Source organism: Ensifer sp. PDNC004, from assembly GCF_016919405.1.
In the GTDB taxonomy this organism is placed as follows: Bacteria; Pseudomonadota; Alphaproteobacteria; order Rhizobiales; family Rhizobiaceae; genus Ensifer.
This window is the reverse complement of sequence record NZ_CP070353.1, coordinates 70480-91138: the sequence shown is the minus strand read 5'-3', so window position 1 is coordinate 91138 and position 20659 is coordinate 70480. Positions and strand designations below refer to the sequence as shown.

General features: G+C 64.7%; 16 protein-coding genes. 10 read left to right on the top strand and 6 right to left on the bottom strand.

Features of this window, described 5'->3' with window-relative positions:
• Positions 1 to 8: 8 nt before the first annotated feature.
• From JVX98_RS08340 to JVX98_RS08325, 4 genes are read right to left on the bottom strand one after another with little or no spacing between them, the layout of a single operon-like run.
• Positions 9 to 1118 (bottom strand): DUF917 domain-containing protein, encoded by a 1110-nt coding sequence (locus JVX98_RS08340; RefSeq protein WP_205238287.1) that lies wholly within the window; start codon positions 1116 to 1118, stop codon positions 9 to 11.
• A gap of 1 nt (position 1119) precedes the next feature.
• A complete protein-coding gene (locus tag JVX98_RS08335) occupies positions 1120 to 2400 on the bottom strand; it encodes a Zn-dependent hydrolase (protein ID WP_205238286.1) in 1281 nt (426 codons plus the stop codon).
• A complete protein-coding gene (locus tag JVX98_RS08330; protein ID WP_205238285.1) occupies positions 2397 to 3776 on the bottom strand; it encodes a dihydroorotase family protein in 1380 nt (459 codons plus the stop codon). The genes JVX98_RS08335 and JVX98_RS08330 overlap by 4 nt, the downstream gene beginning before the upstream one ends.
• An 18-nt stretch (positions 3777 to 3794) precedes the next feature.
• Positions 3795 to 5333, bottom strand: a complete 1539-nt coding sequence (locus JVX98_RS08325) for an aromatic amino acid lyase (protein ID WP_205238284.1) — start codon at positions 5331 to 5333, stop codon at positions 3795 to 3797.
• Between the two features lie 209 nt (positions 5334 to 5542).
• On the opposite strand from JVX98_RS08325, the gene JVX98_RS08320 reads away from it, so the two are divergent.
• Positions 5543 to 6766 (top strand): LysR family transcriptional regulator, encoded by a 1224-nt coding sequence (locus JVX98_RS08320; RefSeq protein ID WP_192446807.1) that lies wholly within the window; start codon positions 5543 to 5545, stop codon positions 6764 to 6766.
• Between the two features lie 45 nt (positions 6767 to 6811).
• Here the strand turns inward: JVX98_RS08320 and JVX98_RS08315 are convergent, their stop codons facing one another.
• The gene (locus JVX98_RS08315) at positions 6812 to 7783 is read right to left on the bottom strand and encodes a GlxA family transcriptional regulator (protein ID WP_205238283.1); all 972 of its coding nucleotides are present in this window, start codon (positions 7781 to 7783) and stop codon (positions 6812 to 6814) included.
• Positions 7784 to 7891: 108 nt separating this feature from the next.
• On the opposite strand from JVX98_RS08315, the gene JVX98_RS08310 reads away from it, so the two are divergent.
• The 9 genes from JVX98_RS08310 (at position 7892) to JVX98_RS08270 (ending at position 20175) form a co-directional block, all read left to right on the top strand.
• A complete protein-coding gene (locus JVX98_RS08310) occupies positions 7892 to 8794 on the top strand; it encodes a 3-keto-5-aminohexanoate cleavage protein (RefSeq protein WP_205238282.1) in 903 nt (300 codons plus the stop codon).
• Between the two features lie 16 nt (positions 8795 to 8810).
• Positions 8811 to 10304 (top strand): carnitine 3-dehydrogenase, encoded by a 1494-nt coding sequence (locus JVX98_RS08305; RefSeq protein WP_205238281.1) that lies wholly within the window; start codon positions 8811 to 8813, stop codon positions 10302 to 10304.
• 140 nt (positions 10305 to 10444) lie between these two features.
• Positions 10445 to 11605 (top strand): acyl-CoA dehydrogenase family protein, encoded by a 1161-nt coding sequence (locus tag JVX98_RS08300; protein ID WP_205238280.1) that lies wholly within the window; start codon positions 10445 to 10447, stop codon positions 11603 to 11605.
• A gap of 183 nt (positions 11606 to 11788) precedes the next feature.
• Positions 11789 to 13855 (top strand): acetate--CoA ligase family protein, encoded by a 2067-nt coding sequence (locus JVX98_RS08295; RefSeq protein WP_205238279.1) that lies wholly within the window; start codon positions 11789 to 11791, stop codon positions 13853 to 13855.
• Between the two features lie 5 nt (positions 13856 to 13860).
• The gene (locus JVX98_RS08290; RefSeq protein ID WP_043624779.1) at positions 13861 to 14643 is read left to right on the top strand and encodes a carnitinyl-CoA dehydratase; all 783 of its coding nucleotides are present in this window, start codon (positions 13861 to 13863) and stop codon (positions 14641 to 14643) included.
• A gap of 373 nt (positions 14644 to 15016) precedes the next feature.
• A complete protein-coding gene (locus tag JVX98_RS08285; protein WP_205238278.1) occupies positions 15017 to 16606 on the top strand; it encodes an ABC transporter substrate-binding protein in 1590 nt (529 codons plus the stop codon).
• Positions 16591 to 17727, top strand: coding sequence for an ABC transporter permease (locus JVX98_RS08280; protein WP_205238277.1), 1137 nt, complete (start codon positions 16591 to 16593; stop codon positions 17725 to 17727). Before JVX98_RS08285 ends, JVX98_RS08280 begins: the two co-directional genes overlap by 16 nt.
• The gene (locus tag JVX98_RS08275; protein WP_043624703.1) at positions 17724 to 18551 is read left to right on the top strand and encodes an ABC transporter permease; all 828 of its coding nucleotides are present in this window, start codon (positions 17724 to 17726) and stop codon (positions 18549 to 18551) included. The genes JVX98_RS08280 and JVX98_RS08275 overlap by 4 nt, the downstream gene beginning before the upstream one ends.
• Positions 18544 to 20175, top strand: a complete 1632-nt coding sequence (locus JVX98_RS08270) for an ABC transporter ATP-binding protein (RefSeq protein WP_205238276.1) — start codon at positions 18544 to 18546, stop codon at positions 20173 to 20175. The genes JVX98_RS08275 and JVX98_RS08270 overlap by 8 nt, the downstream gene beginning before the upstream one ends.
• 53 nt (positions 20176 to 20228) lie before the next feature.
• Here JVX98_RS08270 and JVX98_RS08265 read toward each other — a convergent pair whose 3' ends face one another.
• Positions 20229 to 20483, bottom strand: a complete 255-nt coding sequence (locus JVX98_RS08265) for a DUF1127 domain-containing protein (RefSeq protein WP_192446817.1) — start codon at positions 20481 to 20483, stop codon at positions 20229 to 20231.
• Positions 20484 to 20659: the final 176 nt, after the last annotated feature.

Sequence of the window (20659 nt, the reverse complement as noted above, 5' to 3'; positions counted from 1 at the left end):
CAGCTCCCTCAGTTGCCTGCAAGCGCGTAGCGGGCAAGCTCGATACCCATCGCCTTTTCGACCGAGGGATAGACCGTCGGGTCCAGCACGCTGGAAGACAGCGGGATCACAGTCTTCGGCACATGCAGCACGAAGATCCTCATGCCCACTTGCAGCTGGCCGACGCTCAAAGGTTCGCCCTCCGGCGACAGCGTCGTGATGACGTCGGGGAAGGTCGCAAGCCGCGTGCCTTCCGCAGAGTCAACCGCCATATATTCGTTCATCACGTGCAATACCGTCGAGTCAGCGCCCTTCCCCAGCGTCCCCTTTTCCAGTGTAACGGTGCCGATGTCGAAGGCTTCCTTGGTGTAGACGACGGACTTATCGGTGATCGTGCCCTCGGCGAGGATCGCGCCATTGGTCGTCTTGACGATCGCATCGATGATGGCGCTGCCGCCCTTGGCTTCGGCAGCGATAATCGCCTCACCGAGTGCCAGCGCCAGCGAGATGCCGCCGAGCGCCGCATTGGCTTTGACGTAAGATGCCCTGACCGGATTGCGGCAGGAGGCGATGAAGCCACCGGACATGTCGGAAGCGGTGCGCAGGATCGGCGAAACCTTGGCGGTGGCGCCGCGCACCACCAGCTCGATATAGCGGTTCTCGTCGCGGTTGCCGCCGACCGCCGTCTGGATCATCGGCTCGGGTGAACCGGCAAGGCCGATCGAGCCCATGTCGCCGGTCGGGTGCGCGCGGATATCGCCGACCGCGTCCACCACCTTGGTGCCGAGGATCGCCGAGGGCAGCCAGCCGTTGAGCGTCGAGGACTTGCCGTTCTGGCCGATGATCAGGCCCGAAAGCTTTTCGCCGAGCGCCTCCTGCAGCAATTGCACCGCCTTGACGTAGTCGACCCCGCGCATCTCCCACGGCGTGGTCGAGGCCGGCGCGCCGATCGCGGCCGCCGTCGCCACCCAGTCCTGCGCGTCGAGTTCGTCGATCGAGACGAGCTCGGGCTTGCCGATCGAGACCGCAGCATAACCGAGCATGCGCCCATGGTCGGCCCAGCCACCGCCGCCGGCCGCATAGACGGAACCGCCCTTGACCGCCGCCTCGACGTCCTTTTCCTTCAGTATCCGGCCCATCTCACACCTTTTCCTGCAATTTCTTGTCGAGCCTCTTCACCGCATCGAAGAGAACGGCGGCGCCAAGCGCGATATCGTCGTTTTCGGCCCACTCCTCTGGCGCATGCGAACGTCCGCCGAGGCAGGGAATGAAGATCATCGCCGAGCGGGTGATGCGCCCCATCCAGGCGGTGTCGTGACCGGCGCCGGAGGCCATGCGCCGGTGTTTTGCTCCGATCGCGTCGCAGCTTTCTTCCAGCGTCGAAAGCAACAGCGGATCGCCCGGCGTCGGGTGGTTGTCGGAGATCACATTGGCGGGCGGGATGGTCACGCCCGATGCCTCGGCGACACCCTGGCAAAGGGAGCCGAGCGTTGCCAGGAACCGCTCCATCTGCGGCCGCAGCTCGGCACGCGCATCGATCAGCAGCCGGACGCGAGACGGCACCACATTGGCCGCGTTCGGCTCGATCGAGAATTCACCGACCGTCGTGGTGAAATGCCCGTCGCCATGCGAAAATTCCGTCGCCAGCCGCTCGATCTCCAGCACCAGGTGCGAGGCGGCGACCAGCGCATCGCGCCGGTGGCCCATCGGCGTCGTGCCGGCGTGGTCCGCCTGCCCCTCGACGATGATCTCGATGCGAGTGATGCCCGAGATTGCGGTAACGACCCCGACATCGAGCCGGCCAGTCTCCAGCACCGGCCCCTGCTCGATGTGCAGTTCGAGGAACGCCTTGATGTCGGAGCGCTTCGAACCCGAGAGCCGCGACGGATCACCGCCCACTTCGACGATACCCTGCCGCAGACTCAGATCCCCTTGCGTGCGGCTGAGCCAGCCATCCGGCAGCACGCCCGCCATGCCGCGGCTGCCGACGCAGGAAACGCCGAAGATAGACACTTCTTCCGCCAGGAAATCGACGATCTCCAGATCATGATCGAGCTCGATGCCGTTGTCGGAAAGCGCCCGCGCCACTTCGAGCGCCGACGCGACGCCGGCGATGCCGTCAAAGCGGCCGCCCTCCGGCACCGTGTCGGAATGGGAGCCGAGCAGGATGGTGCCGAGCGCCGACTTTTTGCCCTTGCGCCGACCGATCAGGTTACCGGCAGCGTCGATCCGTGTTTCAAGCCCGGCGGCGCGAAAGCGCCGGTCGAGAAAGGCGCGGCCTTCGAGAAACAGCGGCGTGAAGGCGCGGCGCGTATAGGGCCGGTCCGGCTCGGTGATCCCGGCGAGACCGTTGACGATCCCGGCAATGCGGCTCGCATTGACGGGCAGATTGGCCGGAACTTTGTGGGCGGTCTTGCTCATTTCGCCTCCTGAAGCGCCAGAGTTGGAAGCGGCCGGACAAACTGTCCGACACCCGGTTCGGCCAAGACCTGGCGACCATCGAAGGCAAGCCGGCCACGCAGATAGGTCGCAGCCACCCGCCAGGGCAGCCGGATACCGTTATAGGGCGACCAGCCGACAACGTTGTGACCGCTTGCCGCCGCATCATAGACATAGGGCTCCGGCGTCATGACAATGATGTCGGCATCCTTGCCGGGCTCCAGCGCGCCCTTTTTATGGTCAAGGCGGAAGTGCCGCGCCGGGTTCAGCGCCATCAGCTCCGCCGCCCGCGTCAAAGGGATGCCGCGTTCCAGCGCGCCCTTGACGAAGAGCGGCACCATGACTTCGAGACCCGGCACGCCCGACGCATTGGCGAGCATGTCCGGATTGGTCTTGCGGTCTTCCGACCAGCTCACGTGATCGGTCGAGACCATCGTCACCGTGCCATCGGCCACATGCCGCCAGAGCTTTTCCACCTCGGCGCGCGGGCGGATCGGCGGGTTGATCTTGGCCTTGCCGCCGAGACGGCGAACATCGCTCTCCTCGTCGAGCGTCAGGTAGTGGATGCAGCACTCGATCGTCGCCCTGTAGCCCTGGGCGCGGTAGGCAGCGGCGATCTCGTACCCGCGGCCGAGCGAGCAGTGCACAACATGTGCCGGGCAGCCGGTAGCCGCCCCCGTCTCGTAAATCTGGTTGGTGGCGAGCAGCTCCGTCAGCGGCGGGCGCGACAGGCCATGGGCGCGATAGTCGGTGATGCCGGCTGCCTTGACCTTGTCGATCGCCGCGCGCACCGCCTCGTCGTCCTCGTTGTGCACGCCGGCAGCAAGCCCCGTCGGCGCGATCGCACGAAAGCAATCTTCGAGCAAAGCTGCCGGAATGCGGGGGAAGCGCTTGGGGTCGGTGCCGAAGGTCGAGAACTTGAAAGCGGCAACACCGCCCTCCACCATTTCGAGAATGCGCGCCGGTCCTTCCTCCGGATCGACCGTGCCATAAAGCGCGAAATCGACGCGCGCCTGCGGTGCCGCATGGTCGATCTTGCGGCGGAGCGCGTCGGCCGAGCAGACGAGATTGCCCTCGTCATAGGGCATGTCGACAATAGTGGTGACGCCACCGGCGGCTGCCGAGCGGGTCGACCAGATGAAGTCTTCCTGGTTCTTCTGCGACAGCGAATGCACCTGCGCATCGACAGCGCCCGGCAGGATCAGCGCGTTGCCGAGATCATGCCGCTCGCGCGCCGCCGGTGCCGCCCCCTGCCCGACATGCACCACCTTGCCGTCGCTGACCGCCACGTGGCCGCCCTCGACGATCCTTTCGGGGAGAACAACGGTGCCTTTCAGAACGAGATCGAAATCGGACATGCTGCTCTCCCAATCGGATTATTTGTCGAGCGCGAAGAAGTCGTCGAACTCCGGCATCGGCGCGGAGGCGACGAAGGAGCGCAGGAGATCATGGCAGGTGAAGGCAGCCTGCAGCGCCTCGATCTCCTTCGAAAGCGGCCGGTCCTTCAGATAGATCGCGCTGACGGAGCGGGTCTGGTCGTAGGCCCGTTTGACGATCCCCTGCGGCTGGTCGCCGACGAGGTCGATCGCCTGCGCCGAAAGCATCGCCTCGATCGCCGCCAGTTGGCGCAGATCGCGCACCTGCGTTTCCATGCGCTCGACGATCAGCGGCAGGAAGGTCGCCTCCTCCTCGAGCCCGCCCGCCACCACGATCGACTGCGCCGAAAGCGGCACGGCGAGCGACTGCACGCGCATGTAGAGTTCGACCGCCAGCTTCATCAGCGGCCCGAGCCCGGTCGCGACCTCGCCCGGCGCCACCAGATTGACCGAGAGATTGCGGCGGCCGCCATTCGCAAGAAGGATGCAGCGGTTCAAGACGTTGCGCGCTGCGTGCGAAAAGGCGATCTGCGCCGCCTCGATATAAAGCGTCGTGGTCAGCGGCAGCGACGCGCCGGAGGAGTGGACCTGCCCGCCGATGACAACAGGGTTGTCGTCGGAGAGATAGGTCTGCTCTATCAACCGGCCGGCCGCAACCAGCAGCGTATCGACCACCGCGCCGAACACCTGGGCGGTCATGCGCAGGCTCAAGGGATCATGAATCGCCGTCGGCACCGGCCAGTCGGAGATGCCCGATTGGCCATAGAGCCATGAGCCGACCACCGCCTCGCCACGAGTCGAGAGTGTTGCCGCCACCCGCCAGGGATCGGCAGATGCTCCGAGCGCTTGCGACGACATGACCCCGGTGACAAGCAGCACGCGGATGGCCGAGGCCGCTTCGCGCAACACGTTGACTGCCGCCGCGAAGGAAATGGCGTTGACGCTGAGCGCCGCCAGCGCATCGCGCGGCCGCATCACGAAGGGCTCGAGGCTGGCTTCGGCAAGCGCCGTCTCGGCCGAGACGAGACGCCCCTGATAATAGGCCTCGCCGACGCCCGTCAGCACCGAGGCGATCTGGCCCATCAGGCCGATATCGGCGCAGCCCATCGATCCGTGGCGGCGCACCGCCGGAATGATGTCGGCCTCGAGCAGCGCCAGGAACGCCCGGATGAGATCCGGGCTGCAGCCGGTGTGGCCGCGCATCGCAGTATTCACGCGGATCGCGATCGCCATGCGCACGATCGCCGGTGCGAAGAACTCGCCGGTCCCGAAATGGTGGGCGCGCACCAGCGCATTGTTGAATTCGGCGAGATCATCCGCCGTCCACAGGCGATCCTTCATCGAGCCGACGCCGGTGTTGGAACCATAGACTGGCAGCCCCATGGCGACGCGGTCGGCAACCACCTTGTGGGCGGCCGCCACCCGTTCCATGTCGCCGTCATCGGCCACCGGCCGGACCCGTCCCGTCCCGATGTCGCCGAGCGTCGCGAAATCCAGCGGTTTCCCGCAAAGAACAGTGGTTTTGGCCTGATGCAGCATGCCGATGGGTATCCTTCCGCGCCGGGCTCGCCTCGGTTTCGAAACGGTGCGCGGATGTTTGAAACTCTCGCAACCGTCGCTCGCAAATGGCCGGTTGCCGAAAGCATGCTATGCGCTTATCGCCGCTGCATGCTATATCCCAAATCTGGAACGGGCGATGCAAAATCCGGAACATGGCGATCGCAAGCCCTGCCGGCGGGGATGGACGAATGGATCTGGCAACGATCGCGCTGGTCGACGCGGTGCTCGGCGAAGGGGGCATTCGCCGCGCAGCAGTCGTCAGCAAACGCGCGCCATCAAGCGTCAGCGCCGCCGTCAAACGCTTCGAACAGGCGATCTCGATGCCGCTCTTCCGACGGGAGGAAACCGCCCTCGTCCTGACGCTGGAGGCCCGCGCCCGCGCGGTCGACATCCGTGACGCGACGGCAAGGATCGCCGCGATCCTCAAGGTCGCCGGCCGGCAGGAAGGCGAGCCTGTGCCGCCGATCGGCCTCGTCCCGCTCGACCGCTTCCTCCGCATCGCCCGTTCAGGCAGCATCCGCGCAACGGCAAAGGCGCTCGGCATCGGCCAGCCGCAATTGACCCGGCAGATGGTGGACCTCGAGCGCCATCTCGGCAGCCGGCTGTTCGAGCGCTCCCACGGCGGCATCCTTTGCACGACCGCTGGCCAGGCCATCATTCCGCTGGCCGAAGCTCTGCTGGATATCTGGGCGCGGCTGACCCATGCCTCCGCCGATCGCTTCCGCCGCGATGTCGCCACCTGGCGGCTCGGCGCCGTCATGCCGCTTGGTCCGGAAAGCGAGATCGCCCGCATGCTGGCCGCACTGACGGCGAACTGGCACCGCGCCCGCCCGCGTCAGCCGCTGTTCATTTCCAGCACCACGGCCGACGAACTTCTCGCCGGTCTACGCAGCCGCCGCTTCGATGCTGCCCTGCTCGATGTCGCCGAAATCCCCGCCGACTGCGACGGCCGGCTGGTATCGCAGACACCACTGGTTCTCGCCGGCCCAGCCTCCGCGCTTTCGGACCTGGGCGGCAACCTGCCGCGGCTGCTCGCCGCCTGCCCGATCGCGGTGCCGAGCGTCAGGAGCGGCCTTCGCCGCGAGGCCGCCCGTTTCCTCGACGACACGCTCGATGAAGCCGAGCGGCGGCGCATCACCCTCGTCGAGGTCGATTCCATCCCCGTGATCATCAACCTCGTTCGTCAGCACGGCTATCTCTCGGTGCTGCCGCAATCCTCGCTTGCCCGCGTGCATCGCCCGCCGGCCATGATCCGGCTCGGCCCGGCCTATCGGCAGTCGCTCACGCTCGTCTGGCCACGCGGCGCGTTTGCCGCCGAGATCGGCGAGCTGATGATTTCGATGATGAAGATGACCGCCGAGACCAGTTCGCCGGCGGAATCAGTTCCTGATCGTCGGCCGCCAAACGCCTGAAACGACTCTGAAAATTCCCGCTTCAATCGATACGTGAAGCAGCGCTCAGCTCTTCAGCTTCAACCGCCTCCGCGTCTCGCTCGGGCTTTCGCGATAATGCGCCCGGTAGCTGCGCGAAAACGACGACGACGAATTGAAGCCCGAGATCGCCGCGATATCGGCGAATTCCAGCCGCGTCTCGATCACCTTGCGGCGCGCCGCATTGAGACGGAGTGCCAGATAGTGTTCATGCGGAGCGACCCCCATCGTGTCGCGAAAGAGATCCTGCAGATGGCGCGTGCTGACACCGATGCGGCGGGCAAGCCGCGAGAGCGTCAGCGGCGCCTCCACAGTTTCCTCCATCAGCTTGACGGCAGCGCCGACGCGCGGATCGAGAATGCGCATGTTGCCGATCGTCGGCATCTGCAGAAGGTCGCCGCGGGTGCGCTCCTGCTCGTAGATGAAGAGGCGGGAGACTTCGAGCGCCAGAGAGTAGCCGTGCGCCCGGCGGATCAGCTCGAGCATCAGATCGAGCGTCGGCAGCGAGCCGCCGGTCGTGATGCGCTTGCCGTCGATGACGAAGCGCTCGCGCACCATCGTCACCTGCGGGTAAGCCGCGGTGAAATCCTCGAAATCCTCCCAGTGGGTGGTCGCCTTGAAATTGTCGAGCAGGCTGGTCTCGGCAAGCAGCCAGGAGCCTGACTCGATGCCGGCCATCATCTCGCGGTGCCGCGCCGTCTGCGACAGCAGCATCTTCAATTGCGAGGTGGCGCTGCGCTCCCAGTTGTAGCTGGAGAGGATGAAGAGCGGCGACGTCTCGCGCTGCGGCCGGAAGGCGCCGGAAACCGGAATGGGAATGCCGCTCTTCGTTTCGATCGGCGCCCCATCGGGGCTGTAGATCGTCCAGTCGTAGAGCGGGCGGCCGGCAATGCGGTTGGCCGCACGCATCGGCTCGATCACCGAGGCAACGAGGATCAGATTGGTCTCCGGCAGTACCAGGATATCGACGTGCTGCACCTGCGAAACGTTCTGATCCATACCCAAACTTCTCCGCTCTATCGCCGATAATGTATAGAATGAAGCCGATAATGAAAAGCAACGCGGTCTTTCTTGGCTCGTAATGGGCGCAATAAAAGGGAGACAGCAATGCCGCTCAGCATGAACCGCGAGGTATTCATCACCTGTGCCGTCACCGGCTCGGGAGACACCGTTTCAAAGTCCAGCCACGTGCCGATCACGCCGAAACAGATCGCCGAAGCGGCGGTCGAGGCGGCCAAGGCCGGCGCTGCCGTGATCCACTGCCACGTTCGCGATCCGGAAACCGGCGTACCGTCGCGCAGGCTCGATCTCTACCGGGAAGTGACCGACCGCATCCGCTCCGCCGATATCGATATCGTCCTGAACCTGACGGCCGGCATGGGCGGCGATCTCGTATTCGGCAATGTCGAGAAGCCCCTACCCGTCAACGAGACCGGCACCGACATGGCCGGCGCCACCGAGCGTGTCGCCCATGTGGCCGAATGTCTGCCGGAGATCTGCACGCTCGACTGCGGCACCATGAACTTCTCGCTCGGCGACTACGTCATGACCAACACGCCGTCGATGCTGCGCGAAATGGCCCGTCAGATGACGGCGCTCGGCGTTCGCCCGGAGATCGAGGCCTTTGATACCGGCCATCTGTGGTTTGCCAAGCAGCTCGTCGAGGAAGGCCTGATCGAGGATCCGGTGCTGATCCAGCTCTGCATGGGCATTCCGTGGGGTGCCCCTGACGACCTCAACACCTTCATGGCCATGGTCAACAACGTGCCCGCCAACTGGACCTTCTCGGCCTTCTCCATCGGCCGCAACGCGCTCGCCTACCCGGCAGCGGCGATCCTTGCCGGTGGCAATGTCCGCGTCGGCCTCGAGGACAACCTCTATATCGGCAAGGGCCAACTCGCGACCAACGGCCAGCTCGTCGAAAAGGCCGTCGGCGTCATCGAGGGCATGGGCGCCAAGATCATCGGACCGAAAGAGGTCCGCGAGAAACTGAAGCTGACGAAGCGCTGAGCAAGGACAGGACATCATGAGCTTTATCACCAAAGCAGCCTGTGTCGGTGGCGGCGTTATCGGCGGCGCCTGGGTGGCGCGCTTCGCGCTTGCCGGCATCGACGTGAAGATCTTCGACCCGCATCCGGAAGCCGAGCGCATCATCGGCGAAGTCATGGCCAATGCCGAGCGCGCCTATGCGATGCTGACCATGGCGCCCTTGCCGCCGAAGGGCAAACTGACCTTCTGCAAGAGCATCGAGGAAGCCGTCGAAGGTGCTGACTGGATTCAGGAAAGCGTGCCGGAACGGCTGGAGCTGAAGCGCGGCGTCATCACCAAGATCGATGCGGCCGCACGTCCGGATGCGCTGATCGGCTCGTCCACTTCGGGTCTGCTGCCGTCGGATCTCCAGGCCGAGATGCACCACCCGGAACGCATGTTCGTGGCGCACCCCTATAACCCGGTCTACCTGTTGCCGCTCGTCGAACTGGTCGGCGGCAAGAAGACGACGAAGGCGACGATCGAGCGCGCCATGCAGGGCGTCGAGCAGATCGGCATGAAGGGCGTCGTCATCGCCAAGGAGATCGAGGCCTTCGTCGGCGATCGTCTGCTCGAAGCGCTCTGGCGCGAGGCGCTGTGGCTGATCCAGGACGACATCTGCGATACCGAAACGCTCGACAACGTCATGCGCTATTCCTTCGGCATGCGTTGGGCGCAGATGGGCCTGTTCGAGACCTATCGCATCGCCGGCGGCGAAGCGGGCATGCGTCACTTCCTCGCCCAGTTCGGCCCCTGCCTGAAATGGCCCTGGACGAAGTTCACCGATGTCGTCGACCTCGACGACGCGCTGGTCGAGAAGATCGGCGCGCAGTCGGACGCGCAGGCCGCCGGCCGCTCGATCCGCGAGCTCGAACGCATCCGCGACGAAAACCTCGTCGGCATCATGCATGCGCTGAAATCCGGCAATGGCGGCGAAGGCTGGGGTGCCGGCAAGCTGCTTGCTGATTTCGAGGCCAAGCTCTGGGCCAACGCCCGGAAGCCGGAAGCCGATCTCGGCGACGTCAAGCCGCTGCGCATTCTCGACACCAAGGTCAGCGCCGCCTGGGTCGACTACAACGGCCACATGACCGAGCACCGCTATCTGCAGGTCTTCGGCGACACCTCCGACGGCGTGCTGCGCCTGATCGGCGTCGACCTCGAATACGTCCGCGACGGCCACAGCTACTACACCGTCGAGACCCACATCCGGAACCTCGGCGAAGCCAAGCTCGGCGAGGCGCTCTATTCGACCTGCCAGATCCTGTCGTCCGACGAAAAGCGCCTGCACATCTTCTCGACGATCTACAACGCCGCGACCAACGAGGCCGTGGCCACCGCCGAGCAGATGATGCTGCATGTCGACAGCAAGGCCGGCAAGGCGGTCACGGCACCCGAAAAGGTGCTGAGCAAGCTGCGTGCGATTACAGAAGCCCATGCGCAGCTGCCGACGCCTGACGGTGCCGGACGCTTCGTCGGCCAGAAGCGCGCCTGACCGCAACAGCGGCAGGCCAGCAACGACAGGCAGCTTCGCCTTGCGGGCGGAGCCGCAAACCGCAGCCGAAGGACGCTTGAGGAGGCGGCCATCGTTTGCGGCACCGACGTCAGCGGCGCGAAAACGAGGGGAACAACACAATGAATTTCGCACTGACCGAAGAACAGCAGATGATCGTCGATACGGTCAGGAGCTTCGTCGAAACCGAAATCTATCCGCATGAGGACGAGGTCGAGCGCACCGGCGTGGTGCCCCGCGAACTCGGCCAGGAGATCGCCCGCAAATGCAAGGAGATCGGCTTTTTCGGCTGTAACTTCCCGGAGGAAGTGGGCGGCGCAGGTCTAGATCACACCTCTTTCACGCTCGTCGAGCGCGAGCTTGGCCGCGGCTCCATGGGCCTCACCGTCTTCTTCGGCCGCCCCTCCGGCATCCTGATGGCCTGCAACGCCGAGCAGCGCGAGAAGTACCTGCTGCCGGCGGTCAAGGGTGACAAGTTCGATGCGCTGGCCATGACCGAGCCGGATGCGGGCTCCGACGTGCGCGGCATGAAGTGTTTTGCCCGCAAGGAGGGCGACGACTGGATCGTCAACGGCACCAAGCATTTCATCAGCCATGCCGACATCGCCGATTTCGTCATCGTCTTCATCGCCACCGGCGAGGAAGAGACGCCGCGCGGGCCGAAGAAGAAGATCACCTGCTTCCTCGTCGACCGAGGTACGCCCGGCTTCGAGATCCGCAAGGGGTACAACTCCGTTTCCCACCGCGGCTACAACAACTGCGTGCTCACCTTCGACGATTGCCGCCTGCCCTCCGCCCAGATCCTCGGCGAAGTGCACAAGGGATTTGACGTCGCCAATGACTGGCTGTTCGCCACCCGCCTGACGGTGGCGGCGACCTCGGTCGGCCGGGCGCGCCGCGCCTTCGACTATGCGCTAAACTATGCCGCCGAGCGCAAGCAGTTCGGCAAGCCGATCGGCGCCAACCAGGGCGTCTCCTTCAAGCTCGCCGACATGATCACCGAGATCGACGCCGCCGACCTTTTGACGCTGTCCGCCGCCTGGCGGCTCGACAACGGCCTGCCGGCGAACCGCGAGATTGCATCCGCCAAAGTCTACGCCACCGAAATGCTCGCCCGCGTCACCGACGAGGCGATCCAGATTTTTGGCGGCATGGGCCTGATGGACGACCTGCCGCTCGCCCGCTTCTGGCGCGACGCCCGCGTCGAGCGCATCTGGGACGGCACGTCTGAAATCCAGCGCCACATCATCAGCCGCGACCTCTTGCGGCCGCTGGGGGCGTGACGGGATGGGTCGGTTTCAGCGAGTTACCCCCCTCTGCCCTGCCGGGCATCTCCCCCACAAGGGGGGAGATCGGTTAGAGGCAACGAACCTCTCTTCCCTCCTCATTCCTGTGACAAGCACAGGAATGAGGGCGTTGATGGCGAGCGCTCCGACGGCCGTCGGCATGAGGGAGTGCAAAACGGCATGACCTCCACGCCCCGCTCCCTCAACCGCCTCATCCGTCCGCGCACCATCGCCGTTTTTGGCGGCAAGGAAGCGCGGCGCGTTATCGAACAATGCGACAAGATGGGTTTTACCGGAGAGATCTGGCCGGTGCACCCGCGCGAGGCCGAGATCCTCGGCCGCAAATGCTATCGCTCCGTCGCCGAACTTCCGGGCGCGCCCGACGCCTCCTTCGTCGGGGTCAACCGGCAGCTGACGATCGACATCATCCGTGACCTCGCCGCCCGTGGCTCGGGCGGTGCGGTCTGCTACGCCTCGGGCTTCCGCGAGGCGGCAAGCGAGCTCGACGACGGCAACGACATGCAGGAGGCGCTGGTGGCGGCCGCCGGCGACATGCCGATCGTCGGGCCCAACTGCTATGGCTTCATCAACATGCTCGACGGCGCCCTGCTCTGGCCGGACCAGCACGGCATGCAACGCGTCGAAAAGGGCGTCGCCATCCTGACGCAGTCCTCCAACATTGCCTGCAACATCTCGATGCAGACGCGCGGCCTGCCGCTCGCCTATGTCATGACCGCCGGCAACCAGGCGCAGACGGGCTTATCCGACATCGCCTGCGCCGTGCTCGAAGATCCGCGCGTCACCGCCGTCGGCCTGCACATCGAGGGCTTCGACAGTATGGCAGCGCTGGAGCGGCTGGCGACCCGTGCCCGCGAACTCGGCAAGCCGGTCGTGACACTGAAGGTCGGCAAATCGGAAGCGGCGCAACTGGCGACGGTGTCGCACACCGCCTCGCTTGCCGGCAACGACCGTGTCTCCTCGGCCCTGCTTGCCCGTCTCGGCATCGGCCGCGTCGACACGCTGCCCGCACTTCTGGAAACCCTGAAGCTGCTGCACGTGGCAGGCCCGCTCGACAGCCGCGACATCTCCTCGATGAGCTGCTCCGGCGGCGAGGCCTCGCTGATGGCGGATGCCGGCGAACGCTACCGAGTGAACTACCGCCCCTTGCGCGACGAGCAGAAGAAGCCGCTGAAGGACGCGCTCGGCGAGATGGTGACGATCGCCAACCCGCTCGACTACCACACCTTCGTCTGGGGCAACCGCGAGAAGCAGACGACCGCTTTCACCGCGATGATGAAGGGCGGCTATGCCATCAATCTGCTCGTGCTCGATTTCCCCCGTCTCGACCGCTGCGACCCGGCCGACTGGGAGACCACCTGCCACGCGGTAATCGACGCGGCGAGAGCCACCGGCGCCCGCGCCGGTATCGTCGCGAGCCTCGGCGAGAACATGCCGGAAGCAACCGCGCTCTTCCTGATGAAGGCCGGCATCGTGCCCTTCTTCGGCATCGAGGAGGCGCTGGACGCGATCGAGACGGCAGCCGATATCGGCGCTGTCTGGGCAAAGCCCGCCCCGCCTCGTCTGTTCGACGGCATTGAAGCCGAAGATGGTGAAGCCGTCACCCTCAGCGAAAACGAGGCGAAGGTGGAGCTTGCCGCCGCAGGCCTCACCGTGCCGAAGGGCAAGACGGCGGCAACCGCCGAGCAGGCAGCAGCGGCTGCCGAGACACTCGGCTTCCCGGTCGTACTGAAGGGCCTCGGCGTCGCCCACAAGACCGACGCGGGCGCAGTGAAGCTCAACCTGACGAGCCGCGATGAGGTCCATGCGGCGGCCAAAGCCATGGCCGGGGTTGCCTCCGGTTACCTCGTCGAAAAGATGGTGGCAAAACCCGTCGCCGAGCTGATCATCGGCGCCATGCGCGACCCCGTCGCCGGGCCGGTTCTGACCATCGGCGCAGGCGGCATCCTGGTGGAACTGCTCGACGATTCCGCCATCGTGACGTTGCCGACGACGCCGGAAGCGATCCGCGAGGCGATCGCGGGACTGAAGATCCGCAAGCTGCTCGACGGTTATCGCGGGGCGCCTGCCGCCGATTACGCCGCTTTGATCGAGGCTGTCGCGGCAGCGGCATCCTATGTCGTTGCAAACGCTTCGAAACTCGAAGAACTGGATATCAATCCTTTGATGGTGTTGCCGAACGGTCAGGGTGCCGTTGCTGCCGACGCCCTGATCCGCCGGAGGAAATAACAGCGATGACCGGACCGATCCGTACACGCCGCGAGGGCGGCATCCTCGAAGTCACCATCGACCGGCCGAAGGCCAACGCCATCGACCTGGCGACCAGCCGGGTGATGGGCGAAATCTTCCGCGATTTCCGTGACGACGACACCTTGCGCGTCGCCATCATCACCGGCGCCGGCGAAAAATTCTTCTGTCCGGGATGGGACCTGAAGGCGGCCGCCGGCGGCGACGCCGTCGACGGCGACTATGGCGTCGGCGGGTTCGGCGGCATGCAGGAATTGCGCGATCTCAACAAGCCGATCATCGCGGCGATCAACGGCATCTGCTGCGGCGGCGGCCTGGAGATCGCGCTTTCGACCGACCTGATCCTTGCCGCCGAACACGCGACTTTCGCGCTGCCGGAGATCCGCTCCGGCACGGTTGCCGACGCCGCCTCGATCAAGCTGCCGAAGCGTATCCCCTATCACATCGCAATGGACATGCTTCTGACCGGCCGCTGGCTCGATGCAGTCGAGGCCAACCGCTGGGGTTTCGTCAACGAGATCCTGCCGGCGGGCAAGCTGATGGATCGCGCCTGGGAACTGGCGCGCCTGCTCGAAAGCGGCCCGCCGCTCGTTTATGCCGCGATCAAGGAAGTGGTGCGCGCCGCCGAGGGCGACACCTTCCAGGGGACGATGAACAAGATCACCAAACGGCAGTTCAAGACCGTCGACATTCTCTATTCGAGCGAAGACCAGCTGGAAGGCGTGCGCGCCTTCACCGAGAAGCGCGACCCCGTCTGGAAGGGTCGCTAGAGCATCCCGCTTTCGCGTGAAATCACCGAAAGCGCATCCCCGCCAAGCCTTGGCGGCGCAGGCAACCGAGCCGGGCGACCGGCACCAAGACGTGACGAGACGCGCGGGAAAAGCCGCGCGCCATCAAACACGCATCCATAAGCCAACCTTATGGAAATAAATTGTAATTTAGGGCGTTACAAGAAGAGTTCCAGCGATTACGCTTATCGATCTGAACGAAGGACGCCCCCGGCTGGGGAAGGAGAAGACGACAGAAAGAGAAGAATAAGCGGCCGTCAGGCCGATCCGAAGCCATCTGATACAATGGCTGTACGCAGCAATCTCTACCAACCACTACGAACGGCGAATGCCGACAACAGAAGGGAACAGGGGAATGAGCGATTACAAGGATTACCTCACACGCCAGGTCATGCTCGGCAAGATGAACCGCCGCGAGTTTTTGGGCCGCGCAGCCGCTGCCGGCATTCTCGCCTCGACCGCAGGCACGCTGTTTGCCACCAGCGCTCAGGCGCAGGAGCCGAAGCGCGGCGGCCACCTGAAGCTCGGTCTCGAAGGTGCGGCTGCGACCGATTCGAAGGATCCGGCCAAGGCGCTTTCGCAGTTCATGTTCGTCGTCGGCCGCAACTGGGGCGACATGCTGGTCGAAAGCCACCCGACGACGGGCGCGCCAGTGCCGGCCCTTGCCGAATCCTGGGAGCCATCAGCCGATGCGTCGACCTGGACCTTCGCCATCCGCAAGGGCGTGAAATTCCATGACGGCAAGGAACTGACGCTCGACGACGTCATCAAGACGCTGCAGCGCCACACCGACGAAAAGTCGGAGTCCGGCGCGCTCGGTGTGATGAAGTCGATCAAGGAAATCAAGGCCGACGGCGACAAGCTGGTGCTGGTACTGACCGAAGGCAATGCCGACCTGCCGCTGCTTCTGACCGACTATCACTTGATCATCCAGCCGGGCGGCGGCATCGACAAGCCGGACGCGATGATCGGTACCGGTCCCTTCAAGGTAACGAGTTTCGAAGCCGGCGTTCGCGCCACCTTCGAGAAGAACGCCGACGACTGGCGCACCGACCGCGGCTACGTGGACTCGGTAGAACTCATCGCCATGAACGACGCGACCGCTCGCATCGCAGCCCTTTCTTCCGGCCAGGTGCACTACATCAACCGCGTCGATCCGAAGACGGTCAACCTTCTGAAGAAGGCGCCGACGGTCGAGATCCTGAACACGTCCGGCCGCGGCCACTACGTGTTCATCATGCATTGCAACACCGCGCCCTTCGACAACAACGACCTGCGCATGGCGCTGAAATATTCGATGGACCGCGAGACCATGGTCCAGCGCATCCTCGGCGGCTACGGCAAGGTCGGCAACGACTTCCCGATCAACGATACCTATGCCCTCTTCCCGGAAGGCATCGAGCAGCGCGCCTACGATCCGGACAAGGCGGCCTTCCACTACAAGAAATCCGGCCATAGCGGACCGGTGCTCCTGCGCACCTCCGACGTCGCGTTCCCAGGGGCTGTCGATGCGGCCGTGCTCTACCAGGAAAGCGCCAAGAAGGCGGGCATCGAGATTGAGGTCAAGCGCGAGCCGGGCGACGGCTACTGGACCAACGTCTGGAACGTGCAGCCCTTCTCCACCTCCTACTGGGGCGGCCGTCCGACCCAGGACCAGATGTACTCCACCGCTTACCTGTCGACCGCCGACTGGAACGACACCCGCTTCAAGCGCCCGGACTTCGACAAGATCCTGCTCGAGGCCCGCGCCGAACTCGACGAGGCCAAGCGCAAGGACATGTACCGCACCATGGCCATGATGGTGCGTGACGAAGGCGGCCTGATCCTGCCGATGTTCAACGACTTCGTGAACGCCTCCACCAAGCAGGTGAAGGGCTATGTGCACGATATCGGCAACGACATGTCGAACGGTTACGTCGCAACCCGGGTATGGCTGGACGCATGATGATGGAAAGCGGACCGCTCACTGGTCCGGTTTCGACGGATGGAACCGCGGGTGCAACACACCCGCGGTCTGCCGAACTTTCCGGAGTACCAGCAAAACCAAACCCTGCCGCCAATCCCTCGAATGGTGAAATCGACGGCACCTTCTGGCGGCGCTTCACCTTCCGCCGCCCGCTCGCGGCGTTGGTCCTGCAGCGCCTCGGCCTGAGCGTCGGGCTGCTCTTTGCCGTATCGCTGATGATCTTCGGCGGCATCGAGGCGCTTCCGGGCGACTTCGCCACCACCTATCTCGGCCAGTCGGCAACGCCGCAGGCGGTCGAAAACATCCGCAAGGATCTCGGCCTCGATCGCCCCTGGACCGAACGCTACGTCTCCTGGCTCGGCGGCGCCCTGCAGGGCGATTTCGGAACGTCCTGGGCGAGCAAGAACTCGGTCGGCGAACAGATTTCCAAGCGCCTCGGCAATTCGCTGTTCCTCGCCTTCTTCGCGGCCCTCGTTTCCGTGCCGCTCGCCGTCGGGCTCGGCATGCTTGCGGTACAGTTTCGAAACCGGCTGCCCGACAAGATCATCAACGTCGTCTCGCTCGCAGCCATCTCCCTGCCCGAGTTCTTCGTCGGCTATCTGCTGATCATGTTCTTTGCCGTCAAATACGGCGTCGCGACCTTCCCCGCGACCGTCTATGACAGCATGACCTTCACCGAACGGCTCTCGGCGATCGCGCTTCCCGTCGCGACGCTGGTTCTCGTCGTTCTCGCCCACATGATGCGCATGACCCGCGCGGCGATCCTCAACGTCATGTCGTCGGCCTATGTCGAGACGGCGGAACTGAAGGGGCTCGGCATGTTCCGCATCATCGCGCGCCATGCCGCTCCCAACACCGTGGCGCCGGTCATCAATGTCATTGCGCTCAACCTTGCCTATCTCGTCGTCGGCGTGGTCGTCGTCGAAGTGGTCTTCGTCTATCCCGGCATGGGCCAATACATGGTGGATGCGGTGACCGTGCGCGACATGCCCGTCGTCCAGGCCTGCGGCCTGATCTTTGCCGCCTTCTACATCTTCCTGAACATGGCGGCCGACATTCTCGCGATCATCGCCAACCCGAGACTGAGGCATCCGCGATGAACCTGAGATCCATTCCCTTCAGCGCCTGGATCGGCATCGCCGGCATCGCGATTGCGATCTTCTGCGCCCTCTTTGCGCCCGTCATCGCCCCCTTCGGCGAGCGCGACGTGGTCGGCGACGTCTGGCTGCCGGCCGGCGGCGACTTCCTGCTCGGCACCGACAATCTCGGCCGCGATCTGCTGTCGCGTCTGATCTATGGCGCCCGCACCACCATCTTCGTGGCGCTGGCGGCAACCGTGCTCTCCTTCTCGCTGGGCATGCTCCTGAGCTTCACCGCCGCCGTCGTCGGCGGCTTCACCGACCAGCTGTTCTCCCGCTTCAACGACCTGATGATGGCGATCCCGACACTGATCTTCGCCCTCGTCGTTCTCGCCGTGCTGCCGCAGCATCTCTGGATTCTGATCCTGGTGATGGCGGTACTCGACTCAACCCGCGTCTTCCGCATCGGCCGCGCCGTGGCGCTCGACGTCGCGGTCATGGAGTTCGTCGAGGCGGCAAGGCTGCGCGGCGAAGGTTCGCTCTGGATCATCTTCCGCGAGATCCTGCCGAACACGCTGTCGCCGCTGCTCGCCGAATTCGGCCTGCGCTTCGCCTTTTCCATCCTGTTTCTCTCCACCCTCTCATTCCTCGGCCTCGGCATCCAGCCGCCGGCCGCCGACTGGGGCGGCATGGTCAAGGACAACAAAGACGGCATCATCTTCGGTATCTCGGCAGCGCTCATCCCGGGTGCGGCGATCGCCACGCTCGCGATCTGCGTCAACCTCGTGGTCGACTGGCTGATGAAACGTACCTCCAGCCTCAAGGGAGGACGCGGCGATGCCTGAGATGCTTTCCGTCAAGAACCTCAAGATCGAAGCGACCAGCTATCCGCCTGGCGAACCGCCCAAGGTCGTCACCCTCGTCGAGGGCGTCTCCTTCGCCGTGCAAAAAGGCAAGGTGCTCGGCCTTATCGGCGAGTCCGGCGCCGGCAAGTCGACGATCGGGTTGTCTGCATTGGCCTACGGCCGCGGCGGCGTACGCATCACCGGCGGTCAGGTCCTGCTCGACGGCAAGGATATCCTGACGCTCGACAGACAAGGCATCCGCTCGATCCGCGGCGCCCGCGTCTGCTATGTCGCGCAATCGGCCGCTGCCGCCTTCAACCCGGCCCATAGGCTCGGCGATCAGGTGATCGAGGCGTCGCTGCGCCACGGCATCATGAGCCGCGAGGAGGCCAAGAAGCGGGCGCTCTATCTGTTCCGGGTGCTGGGCCTGCCCAATCCGGAAACCTTCGGTGACCGCTATCCGCATCAGGTCTCCGGCGGGCAACTGCAGCGCGCCATGACCGCCATGGCGCTCTGCCCCAATCCGGAACTGATCGTCTTCGACGAGCCGACGACCGCGCTCGACGTCACCACCCAGATCGACGTGCTCGCCGCGATCAAGCATGCGATCGAGGAGACGCACACGGCAGCCCTCTACATCACCCACGATCTCGCGGTCGTTGCCCAGATCTCCGACGACATCATGGTGCTGCGCCATGGCAAGACGGTGGAATACGGCTCGACGAAACAGATCATCGAGGCTCCGCGGGAAGACTACACCCGGGCACTCGTCAGCGTCCGCCAGACGAAACGCGAGGAAGCTGCCGACCAGACCGGGACGCAGCTGAAGATCGAGAATATCAGCGCCGGCTATGCCAACGGCTTCAAGGTGCTGCACGATGTCTCGATGCATCTGCCGAAGGGCCAGACACTGGCGATCGTCGGCGAAAGCGGTTCAGGCAAGTCGACGCTCGCCCGCGTCATCACCGGGCTCCTGCCGCCGACCGAGGGTCGCATCTCGTTCGAAGGCAAGGAGCTGCCGCGCGCCCTGAAGGGCCGCAGCAACGACGAGCTGCGCCGCATCCAGATGATCTACCAGATGGCCGATACCGCGATGAACCCGCGCCAGACGGTGCGTGACATCGTCGGCCGCCCGCTCTCCTTCTACTTCGGCCTGCACGGCCAGAAGAAGACCGAGCGGGTGAACGAGCTGCTCGACCAGATCGAGATGGGCAGCCGCTTCCTCGACCGGTACCCGGCGGAACTTTCGGGCGGGCAGAAGCAGCGTGTGGCGATCGCCCGCGCCTTGGCGGCGAAGCCCGAGCTGATCCTCTGCGACGAGCCGAGCTCGGCCCTTGATCCGCTGGTCGCCGAAGGCATCCTGAATCTGCTTTTGAAGCTTCAGGAGGAAACCGCTGTTTCCTATGTCTTTATCACCCACGACATCGCCATCGTGCGGGCGATCGCCGACAGCGTCGCGGTCATGCATCGCGGCCGCCTCGTGCGCTTCGGTCCGAAGTCGAAGGTGCTGTCGCCGCCCTTCGACGACTATACCGACCTGCTTCTGAAGTCGGTTCCGGAGATGGAGATCGGCTGGCTCGAGCGCGTGCTGAAGACACGGCGCATGGAAAGCGCCGGCAACTGAAAAACGAAAAGGCGGCACGGTGCGTGCCGCCTTTTCCCATCTCCCCGGATCAATCAGCGTTGCCAGAAGGCCTTGTTCGTCTCAGCGCGCACCTGCGCCATGGTCATCCCGATATCCCTCAGCCGCTCCGGATATTGGTCGGCCATCCGCTGAAGTTGCTCGCGGACACGAACGCGGTCCTCCCAGATGACAAGGATGCGGAAGGGATCGTGACGGCCAAGGCTGTCGGCCAGATGCTTGGCCGGCTGGCTGAGATCCAGCCGGACGGCGTGATAGAAATCGGACATTCCGGAAAGCAGGCTGCTCATCGCCGTTCCCACCTCTTCTGGCCCCCTCAGGGGCGTTGAAACACTGGTGAGAACTCTAGGCGCGTCGCCTGCGCGCCACATCGCGCAGCTGCTGTGTTTTCCTCTCCTGCATTTGTAGTATTTTGCCGGGAGCATCGCGCGTCCCGTTGGACGCGTGAGGGGCGCTGTGGCACCTT